At 53.0% G+C, this 25,006-nt stretch carries 27 protein-coding genes; 9 read left to right on the top strand and 18 right to left on the bottom strand.

Annotated features, from left to right (window positions below):
* The 3 genes from ACGS9J_RS21665 to ACGS9J_RS21655 form a co-directional block, all read left to right on the top strand.
* Nucleotides 1-2,441 (top strand): hypothetical protein (locus tag ACGS9J_RS21665; protein WP_442232812.1); only part of this gene is annotated, 2,441 nt, incomplete at its 5' end.
* 12 nt (nucleotides 2,442-2,453) lie between these two features.
* Nucleotides 2,454-3,200, top strand: a complete 747-nt coding sequence (locus ACGS9J_RS21660; RefSeq protein ID WP_442232811.1) for a LamG-like jellyroll fold domain-containing protein — start codon at nucleotides 2,454-2,456, stop codon at nucleotides 3,198-3,200.
* 59 nt (nucleotides 3,201-3,259) lie between these two features.
* A complete protein-coding gene (locus ACGS9J_RS21655) occupies nucleotides 3,260-3,526 on the top strand; it encodes an ogr/Delta-like zinc finger family protein (RefSeq protein WP_442232817.1) in 267 nt (88 codons plus the stop codon).
* Nucleotides 3,527-3,550: 24 nt separating this feature from the next.
* On the opposite strand, the gene ACGS9J_RS21650 is transcribed toward ACGS9J_RS21655, so the two are convergent.
* The 10 genes from ACGS9J_RS21650 to ACGS9J_RS21605 all read right to left on the bottom strand — a co-directional run bounded on the left by ACGS9J_RS21650 (nucleotide 3,551) and on the right by ACGS9J_RS21605 (nucleotide 9,826).
* Nucleotides 3,551-6,130, bottom strand: a complete 2,580-nt coding sequence (locus ACGS9J_RS21650) for a replication endonuclease (protein WP_442232810.1) — start codon at nucleotides 6,128-6,130, stop codon at nucleotides 3,551-3,553.
* Nucleotides 6,123-6,476, bottom strand: a complete 354-nt coding sequence (locus tag ACGS9J_RS21645) for a hypothetical protein (RefSeq protein ID WP_442232809.1) — start codon at nucleotides 6,474-6,476, stop codon at nucleotides 6,123-6,125. Before ACGS9J_RS21645 ends, ACGS9J_RS21650 begins: the two co-directional genes overlap by 8 nt.
* The gene (locus tag ACGS9J_RS21640) at nucleotides 6,469-6,792 is read right to left on the bottom strand and encodes a DUF5405 family protein (RefSeq protein WP_442232808.1); all 324 of its coding nucleotides are present in this window, start codon (nucleotides 6,790-6,792) and stop codon (nucleotides 6,469-6,471) included. The genes ACGS9J_RS21645 and ACGS9J_RS21640 overlap by 8 nt, the downstream gene beginning before the upstream one ends.
* Entirely contained in the window at nucleotides 6,789-7,418 is a 630-nt protein-coding gene (locus ACGS9J_RS21635; protein ID WP_442232807.1) for a hypothetical protein, read from the bottom strand. The genes ACGS9J_RS21640 and ACGS9J_RS21635 overlap by 4 nt, the downstream gene beginning before the upstream one ends.
* The gene (locus ACGS9J_RS21630) at nucleotides 7,415-7,930 is read right to left on the bottom strand and encodes a hypothetical protein (protein WP_442232806.1); all 516 of its coding nucleotides are present in this window, start codon (nucleotides 7,928-7,930) and stop codon (nucleotides 7,415-7,417) included. Before ACGS9J_RS21630 ends, ACGS9J_RS21635 begins: the two co-directional genes overlap by 4 nt.
* A gap of 188 nt (nucleotides 7,931-8,118) precedes the next feature.
* Nucleotides 8,119-8,475 carry a hypothetical protein gene (locus ACGS9J_RS21625; protein WP_442232805.1) on the bottom strand — a complete coding sequence of 119 codons (357 nt, stop codon included), beginning with the start codon at nucleotides 8,473-8,475 and terminating at the stop codon, nucleotides 8,119-8,121.
* A gap of 224 nt (nucleotides 8,476-8,699) precedes the next feature.
* Nucleotides 8,700-8,918: a phage filamentation protein Fil family protein gene (locus ACGS9J_RS21620; protein WP_115184096.1), complete on the bottom strand. Its 219-nt coding sequence runs from the start codon at nucleotides 8,916-8,918 to the stop codon at nucleotides 8,700-8,702.
* A gap of 2 nt (nucleotides 8,919-8,920) precedes the next feature.
* On the bottom strand, nucleotides 8,921-9,172 hold the full coding sequence (locus ACGS9J_RS21615) for a hypothetical protein (RefSeq protein ID WP_442232804.1): 252 nt from the start codon (nucleotides 9,170-9,172) through the stop codon (nucleotides 8,921-8,923).
* Nucleotides 9,144-9,554, bottom strand: coding sequence for a GPO family capsid scaffolding protein (locus tag ACGS9J_RS21610; protein WP_442232803.1), 411 nt, complete (start codon nucleotides 9,552-9,554; stop codon nucleotides 9,144-9,146). Before ACGS9J_RS21610 ends, ACGS9J_RS21615 begins: the two co-directional genes overlap by 29 nt.
* A 2-nt stretch (nucleotides 9,555-9,556) precedes the next feature.
* Nucleotides 9,557-9,826 carry a Cox family DNA-binding protein gene (locus tag ACGS9J_RS21605; RefSeq protein ID WP_442232802.1) on the bottom strand — a complete coding sequence of 90 codons (270 nt, stop codon included), beginning with the start codon at nucleotides 9,824-9,826 and terminating at the stop codon, nucleotides 9,557-9,559.
* Nucleotides 9,827-9,962: 136 nt separating this feature from the next.
* On the opposite strand from ACGS9J_RS21605, the gene ACGS9J_RS21600 reads away from it, so the two are divergent.
* Both ACGS9J_RS21600 and ACGS9J_RS21595 read left to right on the top strand, forming a co-directional pair.
* Nucleotides 9,963-10,256: a helix-turn-helix domain-containing protein gene (locus ACGS9J_RS21600; protein ID WP_115184099.1), complete on the top strand. Its 294-nt coding sequence runs from the start codon at nucleotides 9,963-9,965 to the stop codon at nucleotides 10,254-10,256.
* Between the two features lie 66 nt (nucleotides 10,257-10,322).
* Nucleotides 10,323-11,309, top strand: a complete 987-nt coding sequence (locus tag ACGS9J_RS21595) for a phage integrase (RefSeq protein WP_442232801.1) — start codon at nucleotides 10,323-10,325, stop codon at nucleotides 11,307-11,309.
* Nucleotides 11,310-11,599: 290 nt separating this feature from the next.
* Here ACGS9J_RS21595 and ACGS9J_RS21590 read toward each other — a convergent pair whose 3' ends face one another.
* The 3 genes from ACGS9J_RS21590 to ACGS9J_RS21580 form a co-directional block, all read right to left on the bottom strand.
* A complete protein-coding gene (locus ACGS9J_RS21590; RefSeq protein ID WP_442232800.1) occupies nucleotides 11,600-13,003 on the bottom strand; it encodes a glycoside hydrolase family 1 protein in 1,404 nt (467 codons plus the stop codon).
* Nucleotides 13,004-13,017: 14 nt separating this feature from the next.
* The gene (bglF, locus tag ACGS9J_RS21585) at nucleotides 13,018-14,883 is read right to left on the bottom strand and encodes a PTS beta-glucoside transporter subunit IIABC (RefSeq protein WP_442232799.1); all 1,866 of its coding nucleotides are present in this window, start codon (nucleotides 14,881-14,883) and stop codon (nucleotides 13,018-13,020) included.
* Between the two features lie 262 nt (nucleotides 14,884-15,145).
* A complete protein-coding gene (locus tag ACGS9J_RS21580) occupies nucleotides 15,146-15,904 on the bottom strand; it encodes an SDR family NAD(P)-dependent oxidoreductase (protein ID WP_442232798.1) in 759 nt (252 codons plus the stop codon).
* Between the two features lie 114 nt (nucleotides 15,905-16,018).
* On the opposite strand from ACGS9J_RS21580, the gene ACGS9J_RS21575 reads away from it, so the two are divergent.
* Both ACGS9J_RS21575 and ACGS9J_RS21570 read left to right on the top strand, forming a co-directional pair.
* Nucleotides 16,019-16,882, top strand: a complete 864-nt coding sequence (locus tag ACGS9J_RS21575; protein WP_442232797.1) for a LysR family transcriptional regulator — start codon at nucleotides 16,019-16,021, stop codon at nucleotides 16,880-16,882.
* A gap of 91 nt (nucleotides 16,883-16,973) precedes the next feature.
* A complete protein-coding gene (locus tag ACGS9J_RS21570; protein ID WP_442232796.1) occupies nucleotides 16,974-17,723 on the top strand; it encodes an NAD-dependent epimerase/dehydratase family protein in 750 nt (249 codons plus the stop codon).
* Here ACGS9J_RS21570 and ACGS9J_RS21565 read toward each other — a convergent pair.
* Together ACGS9J_RS21565 and ACGS9J_RS21560 are read right to left on the bottom strand one after the other, a co-directional pair.
* A complete protein-coding gene (locus ACGS9J_RS21565) occupies nucleotides 17,720-19,168 on the bottom strand; it encodes an alpha/beta hydrolase (protein WP_442232795.1) in 1,449 nt (482 codons plus the stop codon). The two genes, ACGS9J_RS21570 and ACGS9J_RS21565, sit on opposite strands and share 4 nt — an antisense overlap.
* A 380-nt stretch (nucleotides 19,169-19,548) precedes the next feature.
* Nucleotides 19,549-19,785, bottom strand: coding sequence for a DUF4282 domain-containing protein (locus ACGS9J_RS21560; RefSeq protein WP_442232794.1), 237 nt, complete (start codon nucleotides 19,783-19,785; stop codon nucleotides 19,549-19,551).
* A gap of 145 nt (nucleotides 19,786-19,930) precedes the next feature.
* Between ACGS9J_RS21560 and ACGS9J_RS21555 the strand changes: the two genes are divergently transcribed.
* Both ACGS9J_RS21555 and ACGS9J_RS21550 read left to right on the top strand, forming a co-directional pair.
* Nucleotides 19,931-20,518 (top strand): histidine phosphatase family protein, encoded by a 588-nt coding sequence (locus ACGS9J_RS21555; RefSeq protein WP_442232793.1) that lies wholly within the window; start codon nucleotides 19,931-19,933, stop codon nucleotides 20,516-20,518.
* Between the two features lie 386 nt (nucleotides 20,519-20,904).
* Nucleotides 20,905-21,540 carry an acyl-homoserine-lactone synthase gene (locus ACGS9J_RS21550; RefSeq protein ID WP_442232792.1) on the top strand — a complete coding sequence of 212 codons (636 nt, stop codon included), beginning with the start codon at nucleotides 20,905-20,907 and terminating at the stop codon, nucleotides 21,538-21,540.
* Here ACGS9J_RS21550 and ACGS9J_RS21545 read toward each other — a convergent pair.
* From ACGS9J_RS21545 to ACGS9J_RS21535, 3 genes are all read right to left on the bottom strand, one after another.
* Entirely contained in the window at nucleotides 21,509-22,258 is a 750-nt protein-coding gene (locus ACGS9J_RS21545) for a LuxR family transcriptional regulator (protein WP_442232791.1), read from the bottom strand. The two genes, ACGS9J_RS21550 and ACGS9J_RS21545, sit on opposite strands and share 32 nt — an antisense overlap.
* Nucleotides 22,259-23,292: 1,034 nt before the next feature.
* Entirely contained in the window at nucleotides 23,293-23,841 is a 549-nt protein-coding gene (locus ACGS9J_RS21540) for a GNAT family N-acetyltransferase (RefSeq protein WP_442232790.1), read from the bottom strand.
* 113 nt (nucleotides 23,842-23,954) lie between these two features.
* Nucleotides 23,955-24,866, bottom strand: coding sequence for an EamA family transporter (locus ACGS9J_RS21535; protein ID WP_442232789.1), 912 nt, complete (start codon nucleotides 24,864-24,866; stop codon nucleotides 23,955-23,957).
* Nucleotides 24,867-25,006 lie beyond the last annotated feature (140 nt).

The raw sequence follows: 25,006 nt of genomic DNA, 5'->3' as shown, positions 1-25,006 counted from the left end.
GGCTTAAGTTTGGCGATAGCTATATCGATAACAACGCCCCTCCAGGCTGGGTATGGTTAATTTACACGGCCAACGGTGCCGTGATCGCCGGGGCAAAAGAAGACGGCACGACGGTCGGCCTGGGCGTCGGCAGTGGACAGGCTGGCGCCATTACGCCAGGGGATACAGCAACAGGTTACGACGACATCCGAAATTATACTGGTGATGCCACGGTGCGAGACGTCGTCGGTGCCCAAATTGGCGGGCGATTTGTGTTTTTTCCTGGTGTAACGGATGAAGACGACGGCGGCGGTGTTTTGGTCGGTGCCGATGGTCGGCGCTGGGTTCGCCTGACGGACTCGGTCAGTTATGACATGTTCGGTGCCCCACGCATCCCCGACGCCATTTACCAGCAGTATGTGGCGCTGTCGAAAGAAGGCGAAGAGGCTGCCGCGCAGTCATTGCTGGCCAATATTCTGGCGGCGGATGAAGCGATCGCGCGCTGTCACGCCTTTGCTAACCGGTACGGTTTGCCTGTGGTACAGAATACCGGGGCTTTTTTGTGGGTTGGTTCTGAATGGATAGTCCGCACGTCGGGAAACCTGTCAGGTTGTACCATTGTCACATGCAACCGCAGTGGCACGGACGAAACCCGTTGGGGCAAAGTCGATGGGGTGGATGATGGTTCTCCAGAGCCGGTCTACATGTACCGCATCCAGGGCAAAAGCCGTATCGACTTTACTGCCGACGAGCTGGCTGATCTCAATGCCAATTACGCGCGGTACATCAAAAAAGGCAGTACATACCTGCCGATTCCGAAACTGTATGAGTATCGCGGCGGGCTGTTCGGCTACATTTCTTCCGCCGTAGAACTGTACCGAGACGGCAACAAGGTGAACCCGCGCACCCAGGTGAAGTATCGCGATTTTTCGCGTATCGGCCGCAATGGCGCACTGTCTGACCAGCTCGTTAAGAGCACGCCTGCCGGTACTATTTCAGAAGCCTGGATACAGCCGAAAGAAGACGCATGGCTGGCCTTCACGCCGCCGACGTTCTTCGAAGCGGGCAATGGGCGCAAATTCGTCAATATTGAAATTGAACGCTCAATGGTTGCCGTCAATGATCTAGTACTGAATAACTGGGCAACGGGCAATGTCGAATCTCGCGTCATGGTGGGGTCATACGGTGTGACCGATATTCGGCTGACCAATGCCACGGCGGAATGTATGCCTAACAAAGATGGCGGAGCTTACGCTATTTGTTTTCGTAACAGCATTGAAGCGCACATTACGGGTTATTACGGCCTTTACGGCTGGGGCTTTCAAGGGCACCACGGCGTCAAGCGCCTGTTTATCGATCGCTCCGTGATGAACCGCTTTGATTTCCATTCATTCGGCTACGACGTGAATATCAGCCGCACCCTGTTTAAAGGCAAACAGATTTTCCTGCAAGGCGGTGGCAAGTACACCTTTGAGGACAACATATTCGTTGTTACACAGCATTCAATTGAACAAGCAGGCGGCACGCTTGAGTATCGGCAGGGCTACATGATCGCCATGCGCGAAGACTATGCCGGAGACTGTGAGTCTAATCTTACCGTGCGTGACCAGGTGATCCGCTTCGATAGCAATATCGATAAAGCCTGGGCCAGTAACGTGTTGTCGTTTGACGTGGTGCTGATGAACTCCGGCGACGCAGTGAACTATGGCATTACGACGAAAACGCCGCACACGATTGTTGGCGAAAATATCGTGTTCGACCTGGAAGGCTCACCGGAATCGCTGCCCGATAACTTCGCGTTCACGTTCTGCCGCGCGTACCGTTCTCGGTACAGCCCACACAACCGCACCTATTTACCGTCGTTAGTCAGTGTTCGGGGAATGACTGCGGCAAACGTGGCGGAAAATAAAAACGCCTGCATGGCAGTATTTCGCATTGGTGCTGACATGGCGAGCAACCCCTACGCCAGTCGCCAGAAATTGCGACCTGATGGCACCAACGCGCGGATCATCGGCGAGAACGTGATCAGCGTCATCAACAACCCGGTTATTGCTGCGAACGCCTGCCCGATGGTGTACCTGCCAGGAAACACCACTGACTGGGACAAAACCGTCGATGGCACGACGTACCGGGAAAGCCCTTACGCGTGGGTGCCTAAGGTCACGCTGATTAACTGCGACCCGGTGATCATCAACGCCGCCGGGGCACGGGCAACATTCGATATTCATGGCGGCCTGTTGGCCCGTTTCACTGCTGGAGACACGGGGAACCGCTGCCGTGTTACAGGTGCCGACGTTCAGCTCTACCCCGATGCGGCTGGTGCATTGTACTTTGATGCTAATAACGTTCGGACGGCAAATTGTGACTGGTTAGACCCGGCAGGGGGCGCAACGTATACCGGCACGCTCATTGGTATCGGCAACGAGAACCATGGCACTCCAGAACATTCCCCAAATATTTAAAAGGATAAAATCATGACAGCCGCAGGCGTCCGCTTATTTGCTAATAAAATCATCAAGTATTCAGACTGGAATCGACAATATATCCCGATCATGTCGAAATTGCAGACTATGTCCCCACTGCCCACACTTGCCAGCTTCGACTTGTTGAACCCGCTGGATAACAGCGGCAACGGTTTCGAGGTGAAACCTGGCGGCGGTCAGATCCAATATTGGGGGCTGCATTATGACAAGGGGGTGAAACCGTCACCGACCACTTTGGTTAAGCCCGGTCAGGGGGCGGTCTCATTCTTGACGGCGTTCAGACTGTCGTCGCTTTCACGTTATATCAACATCCTGAATTGCCGTAACACGACTGAAAACAACGGCCACGGTTTCAGCTTTTACTACAGCGGTGAATTGCTGATGTCCTATGTTTATCCATCGGGTTCCTTGGGCACGATTTCCCTGGGTAATATTGCCCAGCCGGAGATCGACAAATGGTATGTAGCGGCAGGGGTGTTTAATCCGGCTGATGGAAGTGCCAGCGTTAGAGTAAGTGAGCTGGGGCTGCGTTATGGGGTGCTTGGCGATAATGTTGCACAAGGGCAAACTCTCGACACACCATTACATCTTGGGGGTGATCCCAACGGTAGCACTACATCTTCGATGCTGGGTGACGTTGCTTTTGCTGCTGTCTACGACGGCGCATTTACGATAGAACAACGTGACACAATGCCCGACGTTGGCCTAGAAGTTCTCGCAGATCGCGGCTTGTTGTAATTAGCTGATACCCCCCGAATCGGTTAAACTGTATGAACACAGTGGTTTCGGGGGAAGCTATGCGGGTAATGAAGGTTTACTGTCCGGAGTGTGGCGAAAATGCCATTATTCGGAAGACATGCAGGAAAGATAAAAAACTGTCTGATTTGTATTGTGCGTGCTCAGATGTTGAGTGCGGCCATACGTTCGTGCTGAATGTCACGTTCTCGCACACAATAAGCCCAAGCGCAAAAACAGGCAGCAGTCTGGTTAAGTCGTTGCTCAATTTGTTAAAGCCTGATGAACGGCAGATGGCTCTAGACCTGCTCCAGGGCCAAACGATTTAACAGGAACCCGCGAAAGCGGGTTTTTTATTGGCTGTTGCTCTTGCGAAGGGCTTGTCCGAAGCGGGCGATCAGTTCACCAGGTGAATTTTTTCCGCTGTCATGAACCCGATACAGTACACCTTCCATACCTGCCCGGTACCGTTCGCCGTCAATATTGACGGTTTGCCCCATGACCAGGCGCCGTAATGCTACCCGACTGATGTCGATCCCCAGGGTGAAGGCGTAATCATCCAGTTTTCCAATCAGTTCGCCCTGCTGTGATGATAATGCACGCTCTCCAGGCGTCGGCGGTTTGGCAAGTTGCCGTTCCTGTGCCGCCTTCGGTTCTTCCTCTCGCATTCTTTTTAGTAATGCCCGCCGCTCTTTATAGCTCAGTTGCTCAAAATGGATGCGTTCCGGCTTTTGGTGCGTGGCAATTTCGCCCCCTTCGCTGTTTGAATTTTGCTCTAGGGGACAGTTATTGCCACGAGTCCAAGGGGCGGCGGGGCCGCCCTGACGGTCAACGTCAAACCCAAAGCGATCGCCGCCGTTGGCGTCGGTCGCCGAATTCGGGGCGTTGTTGTCGGTCTTGCGTACCATTTTCCAGTCGCCGGTATGGGTACAGATGCGGGAGGTATCGCCCAGCCGTGGCGACCAGACGCCATAAATTTGCGTGCCGTGGTCGCCGTAATCGTTCGGCGTGTCTGATGAGGTGTAAGCGGTGCGGACAACGTGGTGCTTGCGCGGTATTAACACGCCGCCCTGTTTGCTGATGTAGGTAGCAAAACACCCGACATCGGCGGCGGCCAACACATCGTCCATCTGCTTGTCTCCCAGTTGCGGGGCGCCGCGTTTCTTTGGCTGGTGTGGGTCTTGCTTGCGGGCCAGTTGCCCAGCCAGCAACCGTAATTCGCGGTAAGCCTGACGGGAGGGAATGCCGAAGAAGCGGAATTGCTGCACGCGGTGCAGCGATGCCCAGGCGGTCACGTTCTCCACTGTGTCTTTGAGCGATTTTCCGGTCTCTTTGCTGATGGTGTCCTTTAGCCCGCGCCCGTCGATATTCTTGCTCACATACTTGGCGATGTAGCTGGTCGGGCTACCTTTGCTTTTGGTGATCAGCTCGGCATCAAAACGCGGTTTGATGTTTTTACCCAGGCCCGGCCCCAGTTCGGCCCGGTCGTCCCGAATAGCAAAATTACGCATGAGGGTGGTAATCGCCTTGCGGTCTTTCTTGCGCATGAAGCACAGCAAATGCCAGTGTACTGTGCCGTCGTGGTGCGGCTCGGCCACACGCAGGCCATACCAGCGCAATCCCTGGCGGTGCATTGCTTTGCGGATACCGGCAAACAGATTGACCAGGTAATCGCTGGTTTCGCGTGGGGTGGTGTGGTTCCACTTCGGATTCGGTTTACCGCTCGCCAGCGTCGCGTGATATTTGGACGGGGTGGTAATCGTATAGAAGACGGCACAGTCGCCGCGCATTTCGGCCAACAGTTCCAGCCCCTTGGCGCAGGCCATCATTTCATTGCGGCGGTGCTTCGGGTTGCTGTTGCTGGCTTCGATCACGTCTTCCATCGCCAGCGTGACGCCGTCTTCGTTGGTCAGCTCATGCGCTTTGAAAAATTCCATGGCCTTGCGGCGCTGTTCGCGCTTGTGTATCAGGGCGTCATGGCTGATATAAACGGACGCGTGCTTGTGCACCAGGCAGACGGCGCGGAGCTGGGCCTCGCGCCATTCGCAGCGCAGGCGCCACAGTTTGCGATACCACCAGTTGGCGCAGCGTAGGCGGGCTATTGCACCGGGGATCAGATGGTAGGGGATTTCCGCCCGGCGGGTGCCTTCGTGCAGCAGTGCATGGTAGCCCGGCGGCTGCACGGACAACCTTGCGGCCTCGTTGGCCACCAGGCGGTAAAGCTGCAACATGTCATCCAGTGGGATGTCCTCTGTGTCGGCGACGAGCATTTCGTACTGCTCAACGAACAACATGTCCATGTGTGTGGCCACTTTGACAGCCAGCCCTTTAACCTCGTCCTGGTACAGCTCCGGCAAAATCAGCAGGGCATCCAGACCTTCACGGCCTGCCATGTGGCGAAAGCCGATGGTTTGTTGGCGGTTGCGTACCACCTCCAATCGTGCCAATTCGCTTTTAACGATGTCGCATAAAAACGCATTGGCCCGATCGTCGCCTTCTTCCCGGCGCAGATAGTCGACCCGCTGTTGCAGCGGTTGGCGGATAAATTTTGGTTGGGCGTTCAAGTCAGCCTGGGCGGCTAACGAAGGGGTATGGCGGTACAATTCCCGCGCCAGTTTGACCTGGCTTAGGCGTCTTTCTTGGTTGAATTCGTGCAGCTCTGGATCGCGTTCCTCGCTGTTGAAGTATTTGCGCCATGCTGCCTCACTTAGGGCTTCCGCCTGTTCGGCCAAGTGCAGACGTTCAGTGGTGTAAAGCGCGATGATACCGGCCAGCGATTGCGGTGCTGGTGCAGTCGGAGTTTCTTCCTGGCGTGGGTTTATCGCATGGCGCGGCGCGTTCCAAGTGAAGGGAAGATCAGACACGACAGCGCCGCCGCCCGGATAGGGCAGCGGCGGAGTTGGGGGAATGCGACCGCGGGTTTCTTTAGACATCCAAGAACGGCCATTCGTCGATATTGAACATGCGACGATCGCCAGCCTTACGTTCCACAATATCCGCCGACATTAACGTCAATACGCCTGTGACTGGATCGCGGCGGAGCACACATTCAACGGCCTGTTCTTCCCCGTCGCCTGGGTCATAGCCGGTTATCCGTTGCATAGGCTGTTGCTGACATGCCTTTTGTTTTCGTGACGGTTTAACGTGTTGCCAAATGTTCGGGTAGTTGGCGCTGTACACCTGCCACCGCCGGTTGCTAATTTTGAAGCAGGCACCATACCCGGCAATCGGAACCCAAAGCGTTAACCGCGCCTGCCTGTTTGAGGTGCGTCTAGCCACGGTCAGCCCCCTTTCCCCTGTATTTCGCACTGTATTTTTCCTTCAGCTCTTCGTCTTTAAAGGCCGACTCACATCGCTGGCCGATGCGTGTGATTTTGGCGGCCAGCTCCGAAATGCTGCGAATGTCGGAGTCGCGGACATGTTGGTGAACGAGGACATTAACCAACTGGGTGATAGTGGGGCAGTAGGCCAAAGGAACCAGGCGTTCTTTGCCTGCGCTTTCGCCAGCCTTACCGACTACCCGCTGGTTGAGGATGAACTGATGCACGTCGCTGGTAATGACGAAGCGATCGTCAATCTTGATATGGATGCTCATTGCGTACCGCCTTTCAGGAATTCGTCGGCGATGGCATAGGCAGAAGCGGTAAGGTCGGTGTAGTCTTCCCAGGCGTCGGTATTCAGCCCCGCGATGATTAAGGCTTGCAGTGCCTGGGTGGCGATCACCTGGCGGAGACAGATTTCGGTGGTGTCCTTCTTCTGAATGAACAGAATGCGGCGACCATGTCCAGCATAGCGGCGTTTGAAATGCTCATTTTGTCCGCCGAGAATAGCGTCGCGGGCGTGGAAACCTACAGGGTCAGCGGCTACAGACTTGATTAAGTCAGCTACCCGCAGGAAATCGGCTTCAGATAATGGCGCCCAATGCGGGTAGGCTTCATTGCAAGCATTGATGATAGAAAGCCAGCCCGCTTTGTATTGCTCCAGGTGCTCAATGCGCTGGCGTTGCTTTTTAACTTCCTCCTTCAGTTCCGCAATGTACTGGTCTATACCGACAGATTTTTGTCGTGCCTCTAATTCGGCAATGGCATCATTTATCATGTCGGCAAAAACACCAACTTGCGCTTTTGCAAATGCATTGTTCTCAGATGGAATTAACGCACGCAGGAAGCTGATTATTACGCGCAGGTTTTCTGTATGTTTAGGTTTCACTGGGTAGCTCATTTTTTCACCTCGTTGATTTGGTTAAGTTTTGACTCGTCGCTTTCAAACTTTTTGCACCAATAAAAAACGGTGCCGGGAGATATCTCGAATTTTTTGGCTATTTCCTTGTGGCTCAATCCGTAATCTTTTCTAAGCTGATACATCAAAATGGCATCGTCGTTAGGAATGCGTAATTTAATGCCGTGATAGCTAGCATGTTTCCTGACGGCGTATTCTGGCCTTCCGATTATTTTGGCCATTTCAGCCACGCGCATTGTCCCAGCGTTATTTCTAATTAACGCTTGTTCCTCGTCAGAAAAATGCTCCCCCTTTTGAAAGGAAAGGCATATTTTGAGGTTGTCGGCCTTTGTCAACACAGCGCTGCGGCTGCGCGGTGGCGTCAGAAGTTTTCCGATTGCAGCCGCGCTTTTGCTGTCCTTGAATTCATTCAATATGCGGAGGTCTTCAGCAGTCCAGTCGGGTTTAGCTCGGTTTAGTCTGCCGGTGACGCTCGGGGAATATAACCTAGTCATAGTTGCGATCCTCTGGGCGTGATGCCAAGTTGCGACAACGGCGCCAGCAGTGGAGGGCCAGTGTTCCATTGACGAACAGGGCAATGGCAATAAGGATGTAAACGGCGTAATGCATGGCGGTACCTCCAATTTCAGGCAATACAAATCCCGGCACGGAATAAACGCGCCAGTGCTTTACAGGCTGTTAATTAAAGATTCAGTGTTCGGTCAGCGATGGAAATAAACTTCGGTAGGCAGCGGCCTAATCTACTTTCGGCATTCATCGCTAGAACTATTAATTCGCGCTCGGCTTCGGTGAATGTTTCGAAGCGGCGTTTTGCGTCCGTCGTGCGGAAAGGTTTTTTCTTTCCCTGCTTGTCAGCAATACGATTAGCCCGGAACAAGATAACCTCGCGGTCTTCGTCACCTTGTTCTTGGCTGTTATGGTTGGCATTAAAATGACGGCAGGCGACATTTTGATTTATTTTTGCGTTCTCTCGCCATTCGACGCAAAAATCGCGGAATGGCAATTTCCTTGTTTCCTGACTTTGTGTAATAGCGCCCATAAATCCCCCATTCATTATTAATTACCTATTTGAAAGAACACCGGGTCGGATGTGCTTACAGATAGGGCAGCGCCCCGAGGGGCGCGGCAGGTGTCACGCGGTGAAGAGTAGAACCAATAATTTTGTTAACGCCTGGCCAGCCTGATAAAGATCCCCTGCCATAAGCCAACCCCAATGACACACAAATGCGGGCCAGAAGAACCACGAAACGGATTTGGCCAACTTCACGCAAATATCCCCATCAAGCGAGCAAACCAACGTGGGCGCGGGCGGGACATGAACGGCTTACGCATACCAGGAATAAATTGTACGTCGGCAACCTTTGGCTGGAAGTGGCGACCGTTCGGCAGTTCCAGCCAGCCGCGGGTATGGCGGCGGTGGGTGATCTGCTGGCCGTGGGTCAACATGGCGGCAAGGGAGGGACAATTTGCTGCGATGGTCATGGTTAGTCCTCAATCTCTTCTGGGAAAAAGTCGGGAACCTTTTCATTGTTCCGCCAGTGATCTGCTGCATTGCGTAGCTGGATCGCTTCTTTGCTTGCTGCGTATCCAGCGGCGCCCGCCAGCGAATACAGCATTTCGCTTGCCCAATGGATTTCGGACGGAGAATGCGCGGGGCTGTTTCTGAATGCTTGCTCTTGACGCATTCCGTACATGCGGATCACGCGGTTAGCGGCTGCGTAAAATGGCGTTTGCATGGTTCCCCCTTTCAAACTGCAATTTATCTACGTCATATATTGTTGAATATTGAGTTACAGCTACTTCAATTAATGTTGCCCATGAGTTGCATCCGTTAATTGCCGGTGCTAGGTAGTGGCCGACCTTTCTTTCTGCAATTTCCCGCAACTCTTCAGTAGCATTAACTTCGACATAAAGACTTAATTTCCCGTATACATTTTCTGTACCGATGCCAACAACTTCACTAAGCATCGGACTCCATTTGAAGTAGTCATATGTCACAGGGATCACCCGGCCTTCGTAGTCGAAGTTTTTCGCCATCGCTGCGATTTCGACGGCGCTAATTGTTCGCCCGTCTTTGGTGCCGCCTTCAGTTGCAATAAGGAATCGCTGGGTTTTCATGATTAAAGCCCCAGCCACAACAGCCACGCGTCGCGCTGTTCCTTCGGGCGGTTCTCGAATGCGTCACGCATCGCACGGTTGAACTCCGGCAAGAACACCCAGTTTTCTCCCTTCTTAGAAATGCCACCTGGTACACGCCACTGGATGATCGGCAACTTGTTGTCATCAATCATCGTTTTTACTGCGGTGGCAGGCTTGCCGATCATCTCGGCGAATTTCACGTAATGCACCGCATCTACTGGGTGCTTGATTTCCTGAAAGCTCTCGATCATGTGTGCTAACCTCTCTGGATCAACTGCCTTTAGCTGCTTCTAACTGCCATATATGGCGGTTGATGTTTTGTTGTTCTGGGGTATCCATATGTGGATACCTTTGCGTGAATACTATATCCAGATATGGAACTCGTCAATGCAGATACATGAAAAAATGAAAGCAATGAGAATGGCTGAAGGTTTAAGCCAATCGAAATTTAGCGAAATGTTAGATATTTCAATTAGTACGGTGAAGAAGTACGACGGCGGTTTTGCAGAGCCAGGATCAGCTGTCTTAATGAAAATCCTGCAACACCCTCGCTTCATTAAATACACACTCTGGATGATGACCGGCCAGACAGCCCCTGAATCCGGTCAGATTGCACCGGCTCTCGCACACTCTGGGCAAGAAAGCGCGGAATCGTCCCAATCCGAAAAGAAAATTGGATAAGCCTTTACAAAGAATACATTTTCACAATCTGTTACCAAGATAAGCAATTCATCGGAGGGCTTCGTCATGTCGATTAAGAAGCTCGATGATGGTCAGTACCAAGTGGACATCCGCCCAGCCGGTCGCAATGGAAAGCGTATCCGCAAGCGGTTCAACAAGAAGATGGAAGCACAGGCGTTTGAACGTTACGTCCTGGCAAATGCTGATAAGAAAGAATGGCTGGGGGCAACCGTTGACCGTCGCCAACTGAGTGCATTACTGGATACATGGTGGCTATATCACGGCCAGAACCTTCGCTGTGGCCAAACCTACTTATGCCAGTTGAAAAAGACGGTGAATGATCTCGGCGACCCGGCTGTAAACCGATTCAATAAGCGCAGTGTTCTGGAGTACCGCGCCCGCCGGTTGTCACTCGGTATCACAGCCGCAACGATAAACCGTGACCTGGGGCGTTTGTCGGGGGTGTTTTCATTCTTGTGTAAAGCTGACTTATTTACCGCTGAGCATCCGCTGCGCGGCATTGGGAAGCTTGAAGAAAAACACCCTGAAATGACCTACCTCACATTACGAGAGGTCGCTCGGCTACTCAGTATGCTGGAAGGTGAGGAAAGGCGTTTTACGCTCTTTTGTTTGAGTACGGGCGCTCGGTTCGGTGAGGCCAATAATTTGACGGCGGAAAGGGTTAATCATGGGCGGGTCACGTTCATGGTAACGAAAAGCGGTAAGCCGCGAACGGTGCCAATTTCATCAGTGCTTCAGGATGAGATCAAAACGAGGGATTCAGGGCGGCTATTCAATGTTGATTACCCCAAGTTTCGATTAAAGCTGAAGGCTATAAAGCCCGATTTACCGAAAGGCCAGGCGGCCCATGTTTTGAGGCATACATTTGCCAGCCACTTCATTATGAAGGGCGGCAACATAATTGCCTTACAACGAATTCTCGGTCATGCAACGATTCAACAAACAATGGTATATGCGCATTTTTCACCGGAATATCTGCAAGATGCCGTTGCGTTGAACCCACTCAGTGGGGGGCTTGATGTAGTGGTTTAACGTCCACACCTTGTCCACGTACAGGCGGCCTTTAGCTGTGGTGAGCAGCTAACAGGTCGCCACAAGTGATTGATTTTTATATTCAACGCTTTATTGACCTAGCGCAATGAAACCCCCACTTTACCCCGCGAGGGTCATTGAATGAGGTAATAGATATTTCATTATTATATTTCTCCGCATATTACGCTGACTGCGGGCAACAGCATTCCCTGGGCGAGAATTCCCCAAACATTGGCAGCAGTAGATAAAGGTCACGACCCGGTGATTGCCACCGGGTTAATGGGTAAAACCTAGGCTTTGTCTTTCAGTGAGTTACCGTTGCTTTGGATCACATCGCGATACCAGTAAAAACTCTTTTTACGATGGCGTTCCAGGCTGCCGTTACCGGCATCGTCGCGGTCGACATAAATAAAGCCGTAGCGTTTGGACATTTCGGCTTTAGAAGCGCTGACCAGATCGATCGGCCCCCAACTGGTGTAGCCCATCACTTCTACGCCGTCGTCGATCGCTTCCGCCACCTGCACCAGATGATCGTTGAGATAATCGATGCGGTAGTCGTCATTGATACTGCCGTCGGCTTCAACGCGGTCCTTGGCCCCCAGCCCGTTCTCCACGATAAACAGCGGCTTGCGGTAACGGTCGTACAAGAGGTTCAGCAGATAACGCAGGCCAACCGGGTCAATCTGCCAGCCCCATTCCGAACTGGCTAAATGGGGGTTCGGCACCATATTGAGAATGTTGGCGCGGGCGGCGCTGTTTTGCTGTTCGTCGGTGGTGACGCAACCGCTCATGTAATAGCTAAAGGAGATGAAATCGACGGTCTCGCGCAGCGCCTGTCGGTCCTCGGCGGTGATGTCAATCTGAATGCCGTTCTCGCGGAAGTAACGTTGCATATAGGCCGGGTAGTCGCCGCGTGCCTGCACATCACCAAAGAACAACCAGTCGCGATTCTGGCGCTGAGTCTCCAGAACATCGTCCGGCCTGCAGCTCAGCGGATAGACAATACCGCCCAGCAGCATATTGCCGATTTTGCCGTCCGGCACAATTTCGTGGCAGACTTTTACCGCCCTGGCGCTGGCCACCAACTGATGATGAATGGCCTGGTAAATCTCGCTCTTGCTGCTGTCCTCCGCCAGACCGACACCGGTAAAGGGCGCATGCAGCGACATATTGATCTCGTTAAAGGTCAGCCAGTGCTTCACCTTGTGTTTATAGCGCTCGAACACCGTACGCGCATAATGCTCGAAAAAGCCGATAGTCTTGCGGTTGCCCCAACCGCCGTATCGTTTCACCAGCCCATACGGCATCTCGTAGTGCGACAGTGTGATCAAAGGTTGGATACCGTACTTCGCCATTTCGTCGAACAACCGGTCATAGAACGCCAGTCCTGCCTCGTTCGGCGTGTCCTCATCGCCCTGCGGGAAAATACGCGTCCAGGCGATGGACGTGCGCAGGCACTTAAAGCCCATTTCAGCGAACAACGCGATGTCCTGCGGATAACGGTGATAAAAATCGATCGCCACGTCCTTGATGCCGCTGTCGCCGTCACGCCGCGGTACTATCGCGCCGAAGATGCCCTGCGGCTGCAAATCAGAGGTCGACAGCCCTTTGCCGTCGGTCTGATACGCCCCCTCCACCTGATTGGCCGCTACCGCACCGCCCCACAAAAAATGGTCTGGAAATTTGCTGCTCATCGCTTTCTCCTCGGTTAACGTAACAAAGTCAGCAACGGTGCCTGTTCCTGCACCCTGCTCTCGCCGCTGGCCAGCACCTCGACATAGTCGTCGCTGTTGCTGATGATGATCGGCGTGGTGGTATCGAAGCCGGCGGCACGGATCGCCGCCTGATCAAACTCAATCAGCAGGTCGCCGGGCTTAACCCGATCCCCCTGTTGCACATGGGCGCTGAAATGCACCCCGTCGAGCTTGACGGTATCAATGCCGACATGAATGAGGATCTCCGCGCCGTCATCCGACTCAATGCCGATGGCGTGCCTGGTTTTAAACAATGACGCCACGCGCCCGGCGACCGGCGACACCACCCGCCCTTGCTGCGGGACGATCGCGACCCCTTTGCCCAACAAACCGCTGGCGAAAGTCGCGTCGTTAACCTGCCCGAGCGGTATCACGTCACCGGCCATCGGGCTGACGATGAGCAGCTTGCGGTTAAGTGGGGCTGCAGGCGTCTGCTGCTCCGCGAGCGTCTCAACCGGCACGACACCGAACAGATAACTGGCCACCGCCGCGAAACAGAACGACAGCAAGGTACCGGCAATCGCCCCCCACACCGTGGCATCGAAACCCCCGGCGGGAATAATCTGCGCAAAGGTAAAAATGTTCACCAGGCCAAAGGAGTAGGTGGCGGTGTGGAAGTAGCCGATCACCGCCCCGCCGAGCGCGCCGCCAATGCAGCCGAAAATAAACGGCCGCTTGTTCGGCAACGTCACGCCGTAAACGGCCGGCTCGGTGATCCCAAAAATCCCTGCGCCGATAGCGGAACCGGCCAGCGCCCGCAGCTTGGCGTCGCGGGTGCGCAACATCACGCCCAGCGTGGCACCTACCTGCCCCATCACGGCCGGCAGCAGCAGCGGTACCATGGTGTCGCGACCCAGCACACTCAGGTTATTGATCATCAACGGCACCAAGCCCCAGTGCAGGCCGAAGATCACGCACACTTGCCACATCGCGCCCATAAAGGCACCGGCAATAATGGGGTTGAAGGCGTAAATGCTCTGATAACCGTTGGCCAGCAGGTGGCTGAGCCAGGTAGCCGCCGGGCCGATCAGCAGGAAAGTCAGCGGCACGGTGATCACCAGACACAGCAACGGGGTAATAAAGTTACGCACCGCGCTGTGGATCACCCGGTTAAACAGCGGCTCCAACCGGCATGAAATCCAGGCGGCGAAAATAATCGGGATCACCGACGAGCTGTAATTGATAAAAGTCAGCGGGATGCCGAAGAAATATTCACGTGCCGCATCCGGCTGCTGTGCGGCTTCGAACGCCTCCATCATCAGCGGATGGGTCAAGGCACCGCCAATCGCCATGGTAATGAAGGGGTTACCGCCAAATTTTTTCCCGGCGGTGTAACCGAGCATGATCGGCAAAAAGTAGAACAGCGCGTCACTGGCGGCAAACAACATTTTGAAAGTGCCACTGCTCTCCAGCAGCCAGCCGCAGGCCAGACTCAACGCCAGGAACCCTTTCAAGATCCCGGAAGCGGCCATCACCCCCAGCAACGGGGTAAAAATGCCGGACACCACGTCAATAAAGCGGCTGAAAAGATTGTCTTTTTTGTCGCCATCATCCGCCAGCGCCGCACGATCGCTCAGCCCCCCGACCTGATTGACCGCGTTGTAGACTTCAGCCACGTGGTTGCCCACTACCACCTGAAACTGCCCGCCGCTTTCCACCACCATGATCACGCCAGGATTTTTTTTCAGTGCGGCGGCGTCGGCCCGCCGGTTGTCGCGCAGCTTAAAGCGCAGGCGAGTGGCGCAGTGCACCAGGCTTTTTACGTTGTCGCGGCCACCGACGTCGGCCAAAATCTCACTGGCTAATGCTTCATATTTCATGACGTTATCCTTAAATCCTGCGTTCTGCCAAACCCCGTTCAGCGGTGGCCCATCGCCGCAATGGAATTCAGCGCAAAAAAAAACCTAAACCTCATGGCCTCTGCGCCCACCAAGGGGACAGAAGCACGAGGTTTAGGTTTTGCCTGCCGGAGCAGTGACAACCCTAAATCGGCTGAGCTATGACGTTAACACCCGGCTTTTTGCCGAGGCAAGACCTTGCCGCGGCAAATTACCGAACTGTGATCCGCCGTACAAAACGGCGTCAGTGAGCGAAATAGTGCATGCCACCGTCTACCGGGATCACCGCGCCGGTGATATACCGCGCGAGCGGAGAACAAAGAAACGCCGCCAGATAAGCCATATCTTCCGGCTCGCCAAAATAGCCAATCGGGATGTTCTGTTCGATAAACGCCTGCCGTGCGGCCTCGGTCGGGTGCAGTTTTTCACGCACCTGTTCGCTGTTAATCCGCCCGGGTTGCAGCGTATTGACGGTAATGCCCTGCGCCGCCACCTCACCCGCCAGCCCTTTGGCCCACAGGTGCAATGCCCCCTTGGCGGCGGTAGCGGCGTTCAAACTACGTGGCTCCATCGAACCGCTGATGTTGATGATCCGCCCCCATCCCTGCGCTTGCATGCCGGGCAGCAGGGCGTGGGTCACCCGACGCGCCGGGGTAAAGTTCAGGGCAAACGCCTCTTCCCAACCCGCATCACCTTCGCTCAATGCGGTCGGGCGGGCACCGCCAACGGCATTAATCACAATGTCGATGGTGCCAAAGCGGTGTATTGCCTGCGCAAGCATGCCGTCAAGCGCTCCCGCCTCGGTGATATCCGCCGCAATCACCCAAGGCCGTACGCCACCGCTTCGCTCGACCTCATCCGCCAGGGTCAGCAGGCGATCTTCACGACGGGCGGTTGCCACCAGGGTAACGCCCTGCGCCGCCAGTACCCGGACCATGCCTGCCCCAATACCTTCACTCGCGCCGGTCACCAGCGCGACACGATCCTGCAGTTGCAAATCCATAAGTTTACCTTATTGAATAATTCAATCTGGTTGCAAAGATAACGGCATTGAATCACAGCTCACTCTGTGTGAATATTCCATAAATTCGCGGCGATACTGTGCAGGAATTCACTGATGTTCGATTGGCAGGATTTAAAACACTTTGTGGTGCTGGCACGCACCGGGTCATTGTCGGCGGCAGCACGGGAACTGGGCTGTGATCACGCCACGGTGGGCCGTCGGGTGGCGGCGCTGGAGAAAGCGCTCGGCCTGCGGCTGATCCTTCGCTTGCCGCGCAGCACGCCGCTGACACAGGATGGGCAAATGATTGCCGGGCTGGCTGCCGACATAGAAAATCAAAGCCATACCATTGTCCGTCATGCGCGCAGCGCCGGCGAAACACCACAAACCCAGGTCCGCATCAGTGCACCGCCGTCGGTTGCCGCACGGGTTATCGCACCGCAAATTGCGCAGTTTCATCAGGCTTTTCCGCATATTACGTTGATACTCTCCGGCGAGTCGGCCATCGCCGAGTTGGATCGGGGCGCTGCCGAAGTGGCGGTGCGCATGGTGCGCCCACAACAGCCGGATCTGCTGGTGCAGCGCATCGGCATGATGCGCTACGCGCTGTACGCTACGCCGCAGCACGCTGCTCTTCCAGAAGCCGCGCGGACCTTCATTGCCTACGATCACCACTACCAACACCAGCCCCATCAGCAGTGGTTGCAGCAGCTGTTGCAGGGCCGCCCGGTGGTGTTTGAGGCCAGCGATTTGTTCTCGCTGCAAGAAGCGGCACGTTCGGGGCTGGGGGCCGTGGTATTGCCGACGTTTGTCGCCGATAACGACCCAGTATTGATCGCATTACCCACGTCCATCACCGCGCCGACACGCGAGCTGTGGCTGGTGACCTACCCCGATCTGGCGCGGTCCGTTGCCGTGCGCGCGGTAATGACTTTTCTGGCGGAAATCATCGGGAAAAAATGCCCACTGGGCACATAAAACATCAGCAAGGCTAATTGATGCTGGACAAAAGTCACGCAGGGGATTATTACTGATTACCGCGTAATTGACTTTAGGGACAGCTGAGATCATGACTTTGCGTACTGAGTTTGGACGAATTCTGATTACCGGCGCGGGTGGCCGGGTCGCCACCGCATTCCGACAATCCGTCGGGAATCGCTATCAACTGCGGCTGGCGGAAAGAGACATCAGCCTGCTGAACGACCTGCAGCCGGATGACGAAATCATCAGTTTTGATATCGCCGATATTGAGGCCTGCCGCGCGGCCTGCGCCAATATCGATACGGTGCTGCATCTGGCCGCCGACCCTTCCCCTGACGCCGACTTCTGCAATTCACTGATGGATAACAATATCCTCGGCACCTTCAATATTTTCCGCGCGGCGAAAGACGCAGGCTGCAAACGCGTGGTGTTCGCCAGCAGCGCGCAGGCGGTGGAAGGCTATCCGCTGGATCACCAAATTCGGCCGCAGGATGCGCCCAAACCGAAAAATCTGTACGGGGTCAGCAAAGCGTTTGGCGAAGGCATCGCCGCCTACTTTGCCCATCAGGAGGGGCTTTCTTCGCTGTCGGTGCGCATCGCCAATTTCACCACGCTGGAACCCGGCGAACAGCTCAGCGCCCGTGATATGAGCGCCTTCCTCAGCCACCGCGACGCCGCCGACCTCCTGGAACGCTGCCTGCGCATTGAGGGCGTGCACCATGCGGTGGTGCACGGCGTTTCCAACAACCGCTATAAGCGGCTGTCGCTGGAGGAAACCAGCAACCTGCTCGGCTACTACCCGCAGGACGATGCCTTCAGCATCCTCGGTTTCGACTAAAGCTTGTTATCGATCCGCTGCAGCAGGTAAGGGAAAAACGGGTTTGAGGCAATCCGCATCAGTGAATCAAGATCAACCACCAGCACCGAGCGTTCGCCGCGAGCAGCCAGAGTGCCCAGGCTGATGCCGAATTCGCCGCGCTGTGCCGGGAAGCGGCCATAAAGCGAATCAGTCACCGGGAATGGCAGTGCAACATGCGACAACGAATAGATATCCGCCGGGTAGGTCATACCCAATGGCTGCTCGCTGGCCGTGATTTCGCCGGCTTGCATCACGCTGGCGATAGCCTCGCTGCTTTCCGGTGAGGCGTTGGCAATCACCGTCGTCTGGTAACGGCGTGGCGGCGCGGGCAGCAATTGGCTGACTGCCGCCGCCGCATTGGGCCGCAGCAACGGCCCGAAGTTTACCGTACGATTGACGTCAAACAGCACCAGTTCGCTGCCGTTAGCCGGCAATTCGTTATATAACGCGCGGATCACCGCTCGGGTGCTGACGGTCGAATCCATCACCGACTGGAAGGTCAGCACCGGCGCTAATTTATCCAGCTTGCCGTCACGCGCCGCCCGGGCGATTTGCTGCTGCAAATCATTACTGAGCAGATAGGACTGACGTGCGCCGTTCACCGGGAACGAATTGTATTTAAAAGGGTTAAACTCCGGCAGCACGCCAAGCCAGGCCGCTTTGGCAAACGCCGGGAACACCGCCGGCCAGCCGGCAATCCCGGCAAAGCGGGCAAAGCTGGTGACGCCAATCATCGGTGAGATCAGCACTAACCGCTGCGGCGCCGTCAACTGCGGATCATCCAGCGCGTCCAACGCATACTTCATCGCCAGCGCACCGCCGTTGGAAAAGCCCACGATATGCAGCGGCTTGTCACCCCCGGCTTTACTGCGTGCCTCGCGCACGGCTAAACGCGTTGCCGCCAGCCAGTCGCGCCATTCAATATCGGTCAGCGCCCCCGGCACCGTACCGTGTGCCGGCAGGCGAATGCCCACCGCCACATACCCGTGCTGCCGGTAGTTTTCGGCGACATGCCGCAGGCTGTAGGGGGAGTCGGTCAGTCCGTGTAACAGCACCACCGCACCGCGCGGCTCGCCTTCCGGCAGTAATTCGTAAGAGCGATTCCAGTCCCGGGAAAAATGCTCCGGATAGACGGGGCTGCCGTCAAAATAGCGGTTGAGCGGAATACGTTCGCTGGCGGAGAGCTTGTCCGTGACGTTGGCCTTCACTTCATCAAACACCCGGCTCTCTGCGGCCAGATAACCCTGCCAATTGGTGTTGTCCAACTCGGCGGCCGACAGCTCGTGCGGCACAAAGGTATGCCACGGCTCCAACGCAGGGCCGCTCTGAGTATCGTAAACCCGCACCGCAAACAACGTGAGCAAGACGGTGACCCCCACGATCGTCAGCCGTTTGGTCCATTTCATTATCGCCCTGGAAGGCATGCTCACTCCTGAATTCACGGTTATCCAGCAGCGATTATAGAAGCTAAATGGCCGCAGGGCAGCCAGATGACTCGCACTTCCCAAAGCCGGTCTGGAGCCAGGCGTCGGGGCGCCAACGTTAGCCTCGGCAGCCAATATCTCAGCGTTCAATCTGGGGGCTTCCGCCGGGGTTTGGTTGGGGGGTATGGCTATTGATGCAGGTTATGGTTTCGCCTCACCTAACTGGGTGGGCGCTATAACTACCGGCATCGGTCTGCTGATCGCTATCTATGCCATACGGCAAAAACATGAGAGGTTTTTAGCAAGCTGCGATTGAAGGGCTGGGAAATGGGGGGAACAAAACCCCCCATTTTTAATATCCGCTGAAGTTTATTACTGAATCACGGCTTTTCGGAGATTTTGCGCAGATATTCGTTATTTTTAAACGCAATGATGATCATTTCGAAGCAAACGCGAGTGAACACGCCGCCGATAATGATCGCAAACAGACCACGGAAAAACTCACCGTAGAACATCGACCCAATCCCGCCAACAATAATGCCCAGCAGGCACAGCCAGTAAACACCGGTGATGATTTTCGGTGTCAGCATCGCGTCAAAAAAGAAAATGTTTTTCATTGTAAATCCTTCCTTAGGCCAGTATTTAATTATCCCAGAGGCGCCACATCAGTGCGGCATGCCTTTTTTGTCACACCAGTAATGATAGCGAGTAACGCGATGAAAAGCGCATAGAAATCAGCAAGCCATGACATAAGGGTTGAGGATGTTTAACAAAACGAGCAACAACATACTGGGCGGCTTAACGGCACTGCTGCTGCTCAGCCAAAGCGCTCTGGCGCAGGAAACGCTGATCTTCGTGCGACACGGGGAGAAACCAGCCAACGACAGCGGGCAATTAACCTGTAAAGGGTTAAATCGCGCGCTGGCACTGCCGGAGGTGCTACTGAACCGCTACGGCAAGCCGGACTTTATCTTTGCCGCCGGGCCAAAAGAGAACAAGACCGGCAGCTCGCTGCGGGCATTGTCGACCATTATGCCCACCGCCGTGCGCGTCGGCCTGCCGATCGGCATTCAATTCCACGCCGATGATATCGCCGGGTTACAGCAGGAACTGCTCAGCGATAAATACCAAAACTCGCGCATCTTCATCGCCTGGGAACACAAGAATCTCGATAAGGCGGTAAAAAACATCGTTGCCGCTCGCGGTGGCGACGCCAGTCAGGTGCCCGCATGGCCAGGTAGCGACTTCGACAGCATTTTCGTGGTCACGCTGGATCAGGGCAAAGTCTCATTCAAGCAGGAAAGTGAGGGGTTGACTCAGTTGGCGGAGACCTGTCCCTCCGCAGGATAAGATAAGATGGTAAGCAGATGATCTGAGGGTTTGTTCACGGGCTTATTATAATTATTCCCATCTGGAAATAAGGATTTCTTGCTCCTTTAAAATCATTTGAAACAGCTTTGGGCGGATGATTTATTGATGTGGCATAGCCCAATAATTATTAGTCTGCTTTCCTCTCTTACCCAGATTCAGCCCATTGGCTCCGACAGTTAAGGAACAATGCCTTATCATCCAACCAAGAGAAAGTCATTGTGCAAAGCAGAAAATTCGGCACCAAATTACCTTTATCTCATCGGACATGATCTTGTTTTCATCGGCCAGCTTAAAATTTTTGTAGAATACTCGCAGGCTGTTTGAAATACGTAATATATATACACCAATAATAAAAGGGTCATGGAATGCTTGAATTATTTGATGTCAGCTACGAAGAGCTGAAAATGACACACTCGAACGAGCTTTACCGGCTGAGAAAAAAAACCTTCAGTGACCGACTAGGTTGGGACGTAGCATGTAACCTTGATATGGAGTTTGATGAGTTTGATAACTCCGGCACGCGTTATGTCCTCGGCTTGTGCAACGGACAATTGGTCTGCAGCGTGCGTTTCACTGCACTGAGCCAGCCCAACATGATAACCCGCACATTCCGCACCTGTTTTGACACCGTTAAGCTCCCTGTAGAAGGGGTCGAATCAAGCCGTTTTTTTGTCGACAAAGCCCGTGCTCGGCGGTTGCTTGGTGAGCGATACCCTATCAGTCAGGCCCTGTTCCTGGCCATGATCAATTGGGCCCAACACAATAAATGCAACACTATTCACACCATCGTAAGTCGGGCTATGCTGAGGATCCTCAAACGTTCAGGATGGCAAATCCGTGTACTCAAAGAAGCCTTCCTCAGCGAACGCGAGCGTATTTATCTAGTGGTTCTCCCAACAGGGCCAGTGGATCAGAACCAAATGGCAGCGGGGATCATCACCGGGCTTAGTTGTCCGGCATCATCCGTTATCACCTGGCCGCTGTCGCTGCCGGAGTTATAAGTTCCAGCTCAACGCCCAGCCGGATAGCCTGCCGGGCGTTACTGACACCTAACTTGACCACAATATTACCCATATGGAACTTCACCGTACTTACGGAAATACCAGCTATGGCTGCAATCTCTCCGTACGTTTTTCCCATGCTGGCCCAATACAGCACCTCATTCTCGCGTGGAGTAAAAATGGGTTTATCCGTATCTGCATGATGCTTATGGCTAGTGGATGAAGCGGAGCCGGCAAGACGATACATCTGTTCATTAATGTCGATCAGCAACATCTGCATGGCCCCGCGATCAGATGAGAGTCGCTTTTCCAGCTCCCCTTGTCCGTTGCTAGCAATAATGACAGACAACAACGCCAGGTTGCTCATATGGTCATGCAACACAAAGGTGAAACCGTTAACAATGTTGTACCGTTTGGAAAGGGAAAAAATTTTAGTGAACTTCAGATCTGACATGAGGGTGATATTTTCGTCCCATGCAAAGGGCGAAGTGCGTTTGAATGCTGTCAGTATCACCGGATCTGTGAGTTGGAAATTATTAGCGCGGTAAAGGTTTACCCACTCGTCAGGGTAGCTGGAAATAATAAGCACATCTGACGGATTTTTTTTCCTGACAACCGTATAAGCGTATTCCGGGCTACCGAGTGCAGACAGTTTTCTGTCGATATGGTCTCGAAGCGTTTCCGTTATTGTTTGATTTTCATTGAAGATAGAAAACATACAGGCTCCGTGGCGGTCCGACGTCCCTTTTAGTGAACGAACCTGAACTTAAGTATAGGCATGGATGGGACTTAAGTACAACTTACGGATTCGGAACCGTAACATATAATGAACCTCGTTAGGCACTGAAAAAAAAACCTGACCTGTACGGTCAGGTAGCCAACACAGCCAACACCAGGGAAAAATTTCCGGTCAGACAGGGTACAAAAAAACACTGCTGACCGGGACCTTTACTTTAACACCGCTAACTTATCCTTTCAAATTCATCTTCTTCAGGTCAGTCTGTCATCTCACGCTTGAGCTGGCTCATAGCATCAGGACAGGCTACTAAATTTGCCAAAAAAAACGCCCTGGCTCAGAGAATCCGCTACGATATTTTAACTTATTGTATCTTAGTCTATTTTATAAATAGACTCTCGAATTCATAATAATAAGCAATTAAGATTATTCACCAAAATATATATAAATAAGATATTTTAAAACAAGAAATATAAATTAATTATACATTGAAACAAATAATGGTTTCATATCTAAAAATTTAAAGAACAAACTCCTGCGCTCACTAATATCAAACTAATGTTTTGTATTTCATTTTGGGGATTGAATATATACGGGAACCTGTAAATATCTTTATTAGCGGTGCTAGGGTAGCGCCGCACTGATTAAGGAAAGATCATTATGACCCGATCACCCCTTGGTACTACCGCATCAACAGGGCAAAAATGCCCTGAAAGCGGCGTTTGGAAGGTTGTGGGTACGCCATCAACCACTGCGCCCATCGCTAAAGGCAATACCATGCCGCCTTATAATAATCAGGCAGCCACCTGGAAACTAACCCAGTACGCCTAAGCCGTAAGTGATTAAGCCGCTTCTTCGGGGGCGGCTTTTAACCTTTCAACGGATAATGACTTTAACAATAATAGATAACTTTATTGATTTAACGTAATTATACCACGTTGTATCTGAGTCGATTCTCTCAATGCTTTTGCAACAGGAAGCATTCGATTTTTTCAGGATATTCCGCTAGCTCAACCTCAGTGAGTAGCACAAACCATCCAGTAGTAATTATTTTTATTAAATGTAAATTCATTTAGAACTTTGAGACCCAACTTCCGGGTATGGGCAGCAAAAGAACGTGGATTAACTTTATTCACAAAAGTAACTAACACCTCAAAACGATGCGACATGCATTCGCGAGCAAATGCAAACAGAGCTTCAAGCACTCCGCTACCGCGAACGGACACGTCGATGCAAATAGGCCCATACTGGTAAGAATTCTCTACGCTTAGTACATGGCCGGCGAATTCATATTCCCCTAATCTGCCAATCATGTGTTGAAACAAAGGCCAGGGAGCCCAAAAATTCCAGGAAGCAGCCATGACAAATGCCACGACCTTACCTTCTTGCTTAGCAATAAACAGCCCATGCTCCTGTTCAATCAGCTCAACCATTTGGGCATAAGTCAGTTTCGTAGTAACAAAGCCCTCTTTCTTGTCTTCATCACTGATGGTTTCCACCTGATACCGCTTAAGCAATGCCATTACTTGTTCAATGTCCGATACATTAGCCATACTCAATTCCATGTATATATCCTCAACGCATTATTATTAATATTTCCGGAACCCCATATGCAATCATCACTGCCGCATAGCCCCCATCACAGTGTAAGCACATGTATTATCTGCGGATTCAATCGTCATCGTTGTTTGCAGGCTATCCGGCCAGGTATTAACCGACCGCCAAAAACATTCACTAATAAACCAGCAATGATCACCAGGGCACCGATAAGCTGTTGGGAAGACAACCTTTCCCCCAAGACTAATGCTGCACTTAAAATACCGACAACGGGCACAAGTAGCGACAGTGGTGCAATACGCCAAGTTTCATAACGGCTCAGCAAAGCACCCCAGATAGCGTAGCTGATGATAGTGGCAATAAATGCCAGATAAACCAATGCCAGAAGGGTCTCCCCCCGAAGATGTGTCAGGCTATAGACGATAGTGGCGCTACCTTCGAATAACCAAGAACAGGCGAAAAACGGTATTATTGGCACCAACGCACTCCAAACGACCAGTGACAGGATCGGTACCTGGTGATTACGCATGATCACTTTATTCGTAATATTGCCTAATCCCCACGAGAGTGCAGCAGCCAGCGTTAGCATCATTGCGGTTAGCGTGACACCTCCAGAAAACTGACCTTTCACACCTGCAGTAGCCAGCATAAACATGCCTATTGTTGCAATCAAAATCCCGATGATATGATTCCACGTCAACTTTTCACCAAGTATTAACGCACCTAACAAAATGGTGAAAAAAGCCTGCGCTTGTATCACCAATGATGCCAACCCTGCTGGCATACCAATCTTGATAGCCAGAAATAAAAATGCGAATTGGCCAAAGCTGATGCTCATGCCATAAGCAACTAACCACCGTACCGGTAATTTCGGTGGTTTGATAAAGAATATGGCTGGAAATGCCACCAGGACAAAACGCAATGCAGCCAATAAAAAAGGCGGCATCGAATGAAGACCCATTTTAATAACCACAAAATTAACTCCCCAGGCCACAATCACACAGAGAGCCAAGAACATATCTCTAGTTGACATGATATATCACCTCATCGTCACTTAATAAGTGCCATTAGTCTCTATTTATTCTTTTACATCTAAGATGAGCTAAATAGCGAATCAATTACCCCCCGGTTTATCAGTCATTATTTATGCAAAATTTCAGCCCTGAAATAACC

It is taken from the genome of Serratia quinivorans (assembly GCF_052113645.1).
Classification (GTDB): domain Bacteria; phylum Pseudomonadota; class Gammaproteobacteria; order Enterobacterales; family Enterobacteriaceae; genus Serratia; species Serratia quinivorans_B.
The sequence above is the reverse complement of the archived record's forward strand: the minus strand, read 5'-3'. Positions and strand labels throughout refer to the sequence as shown.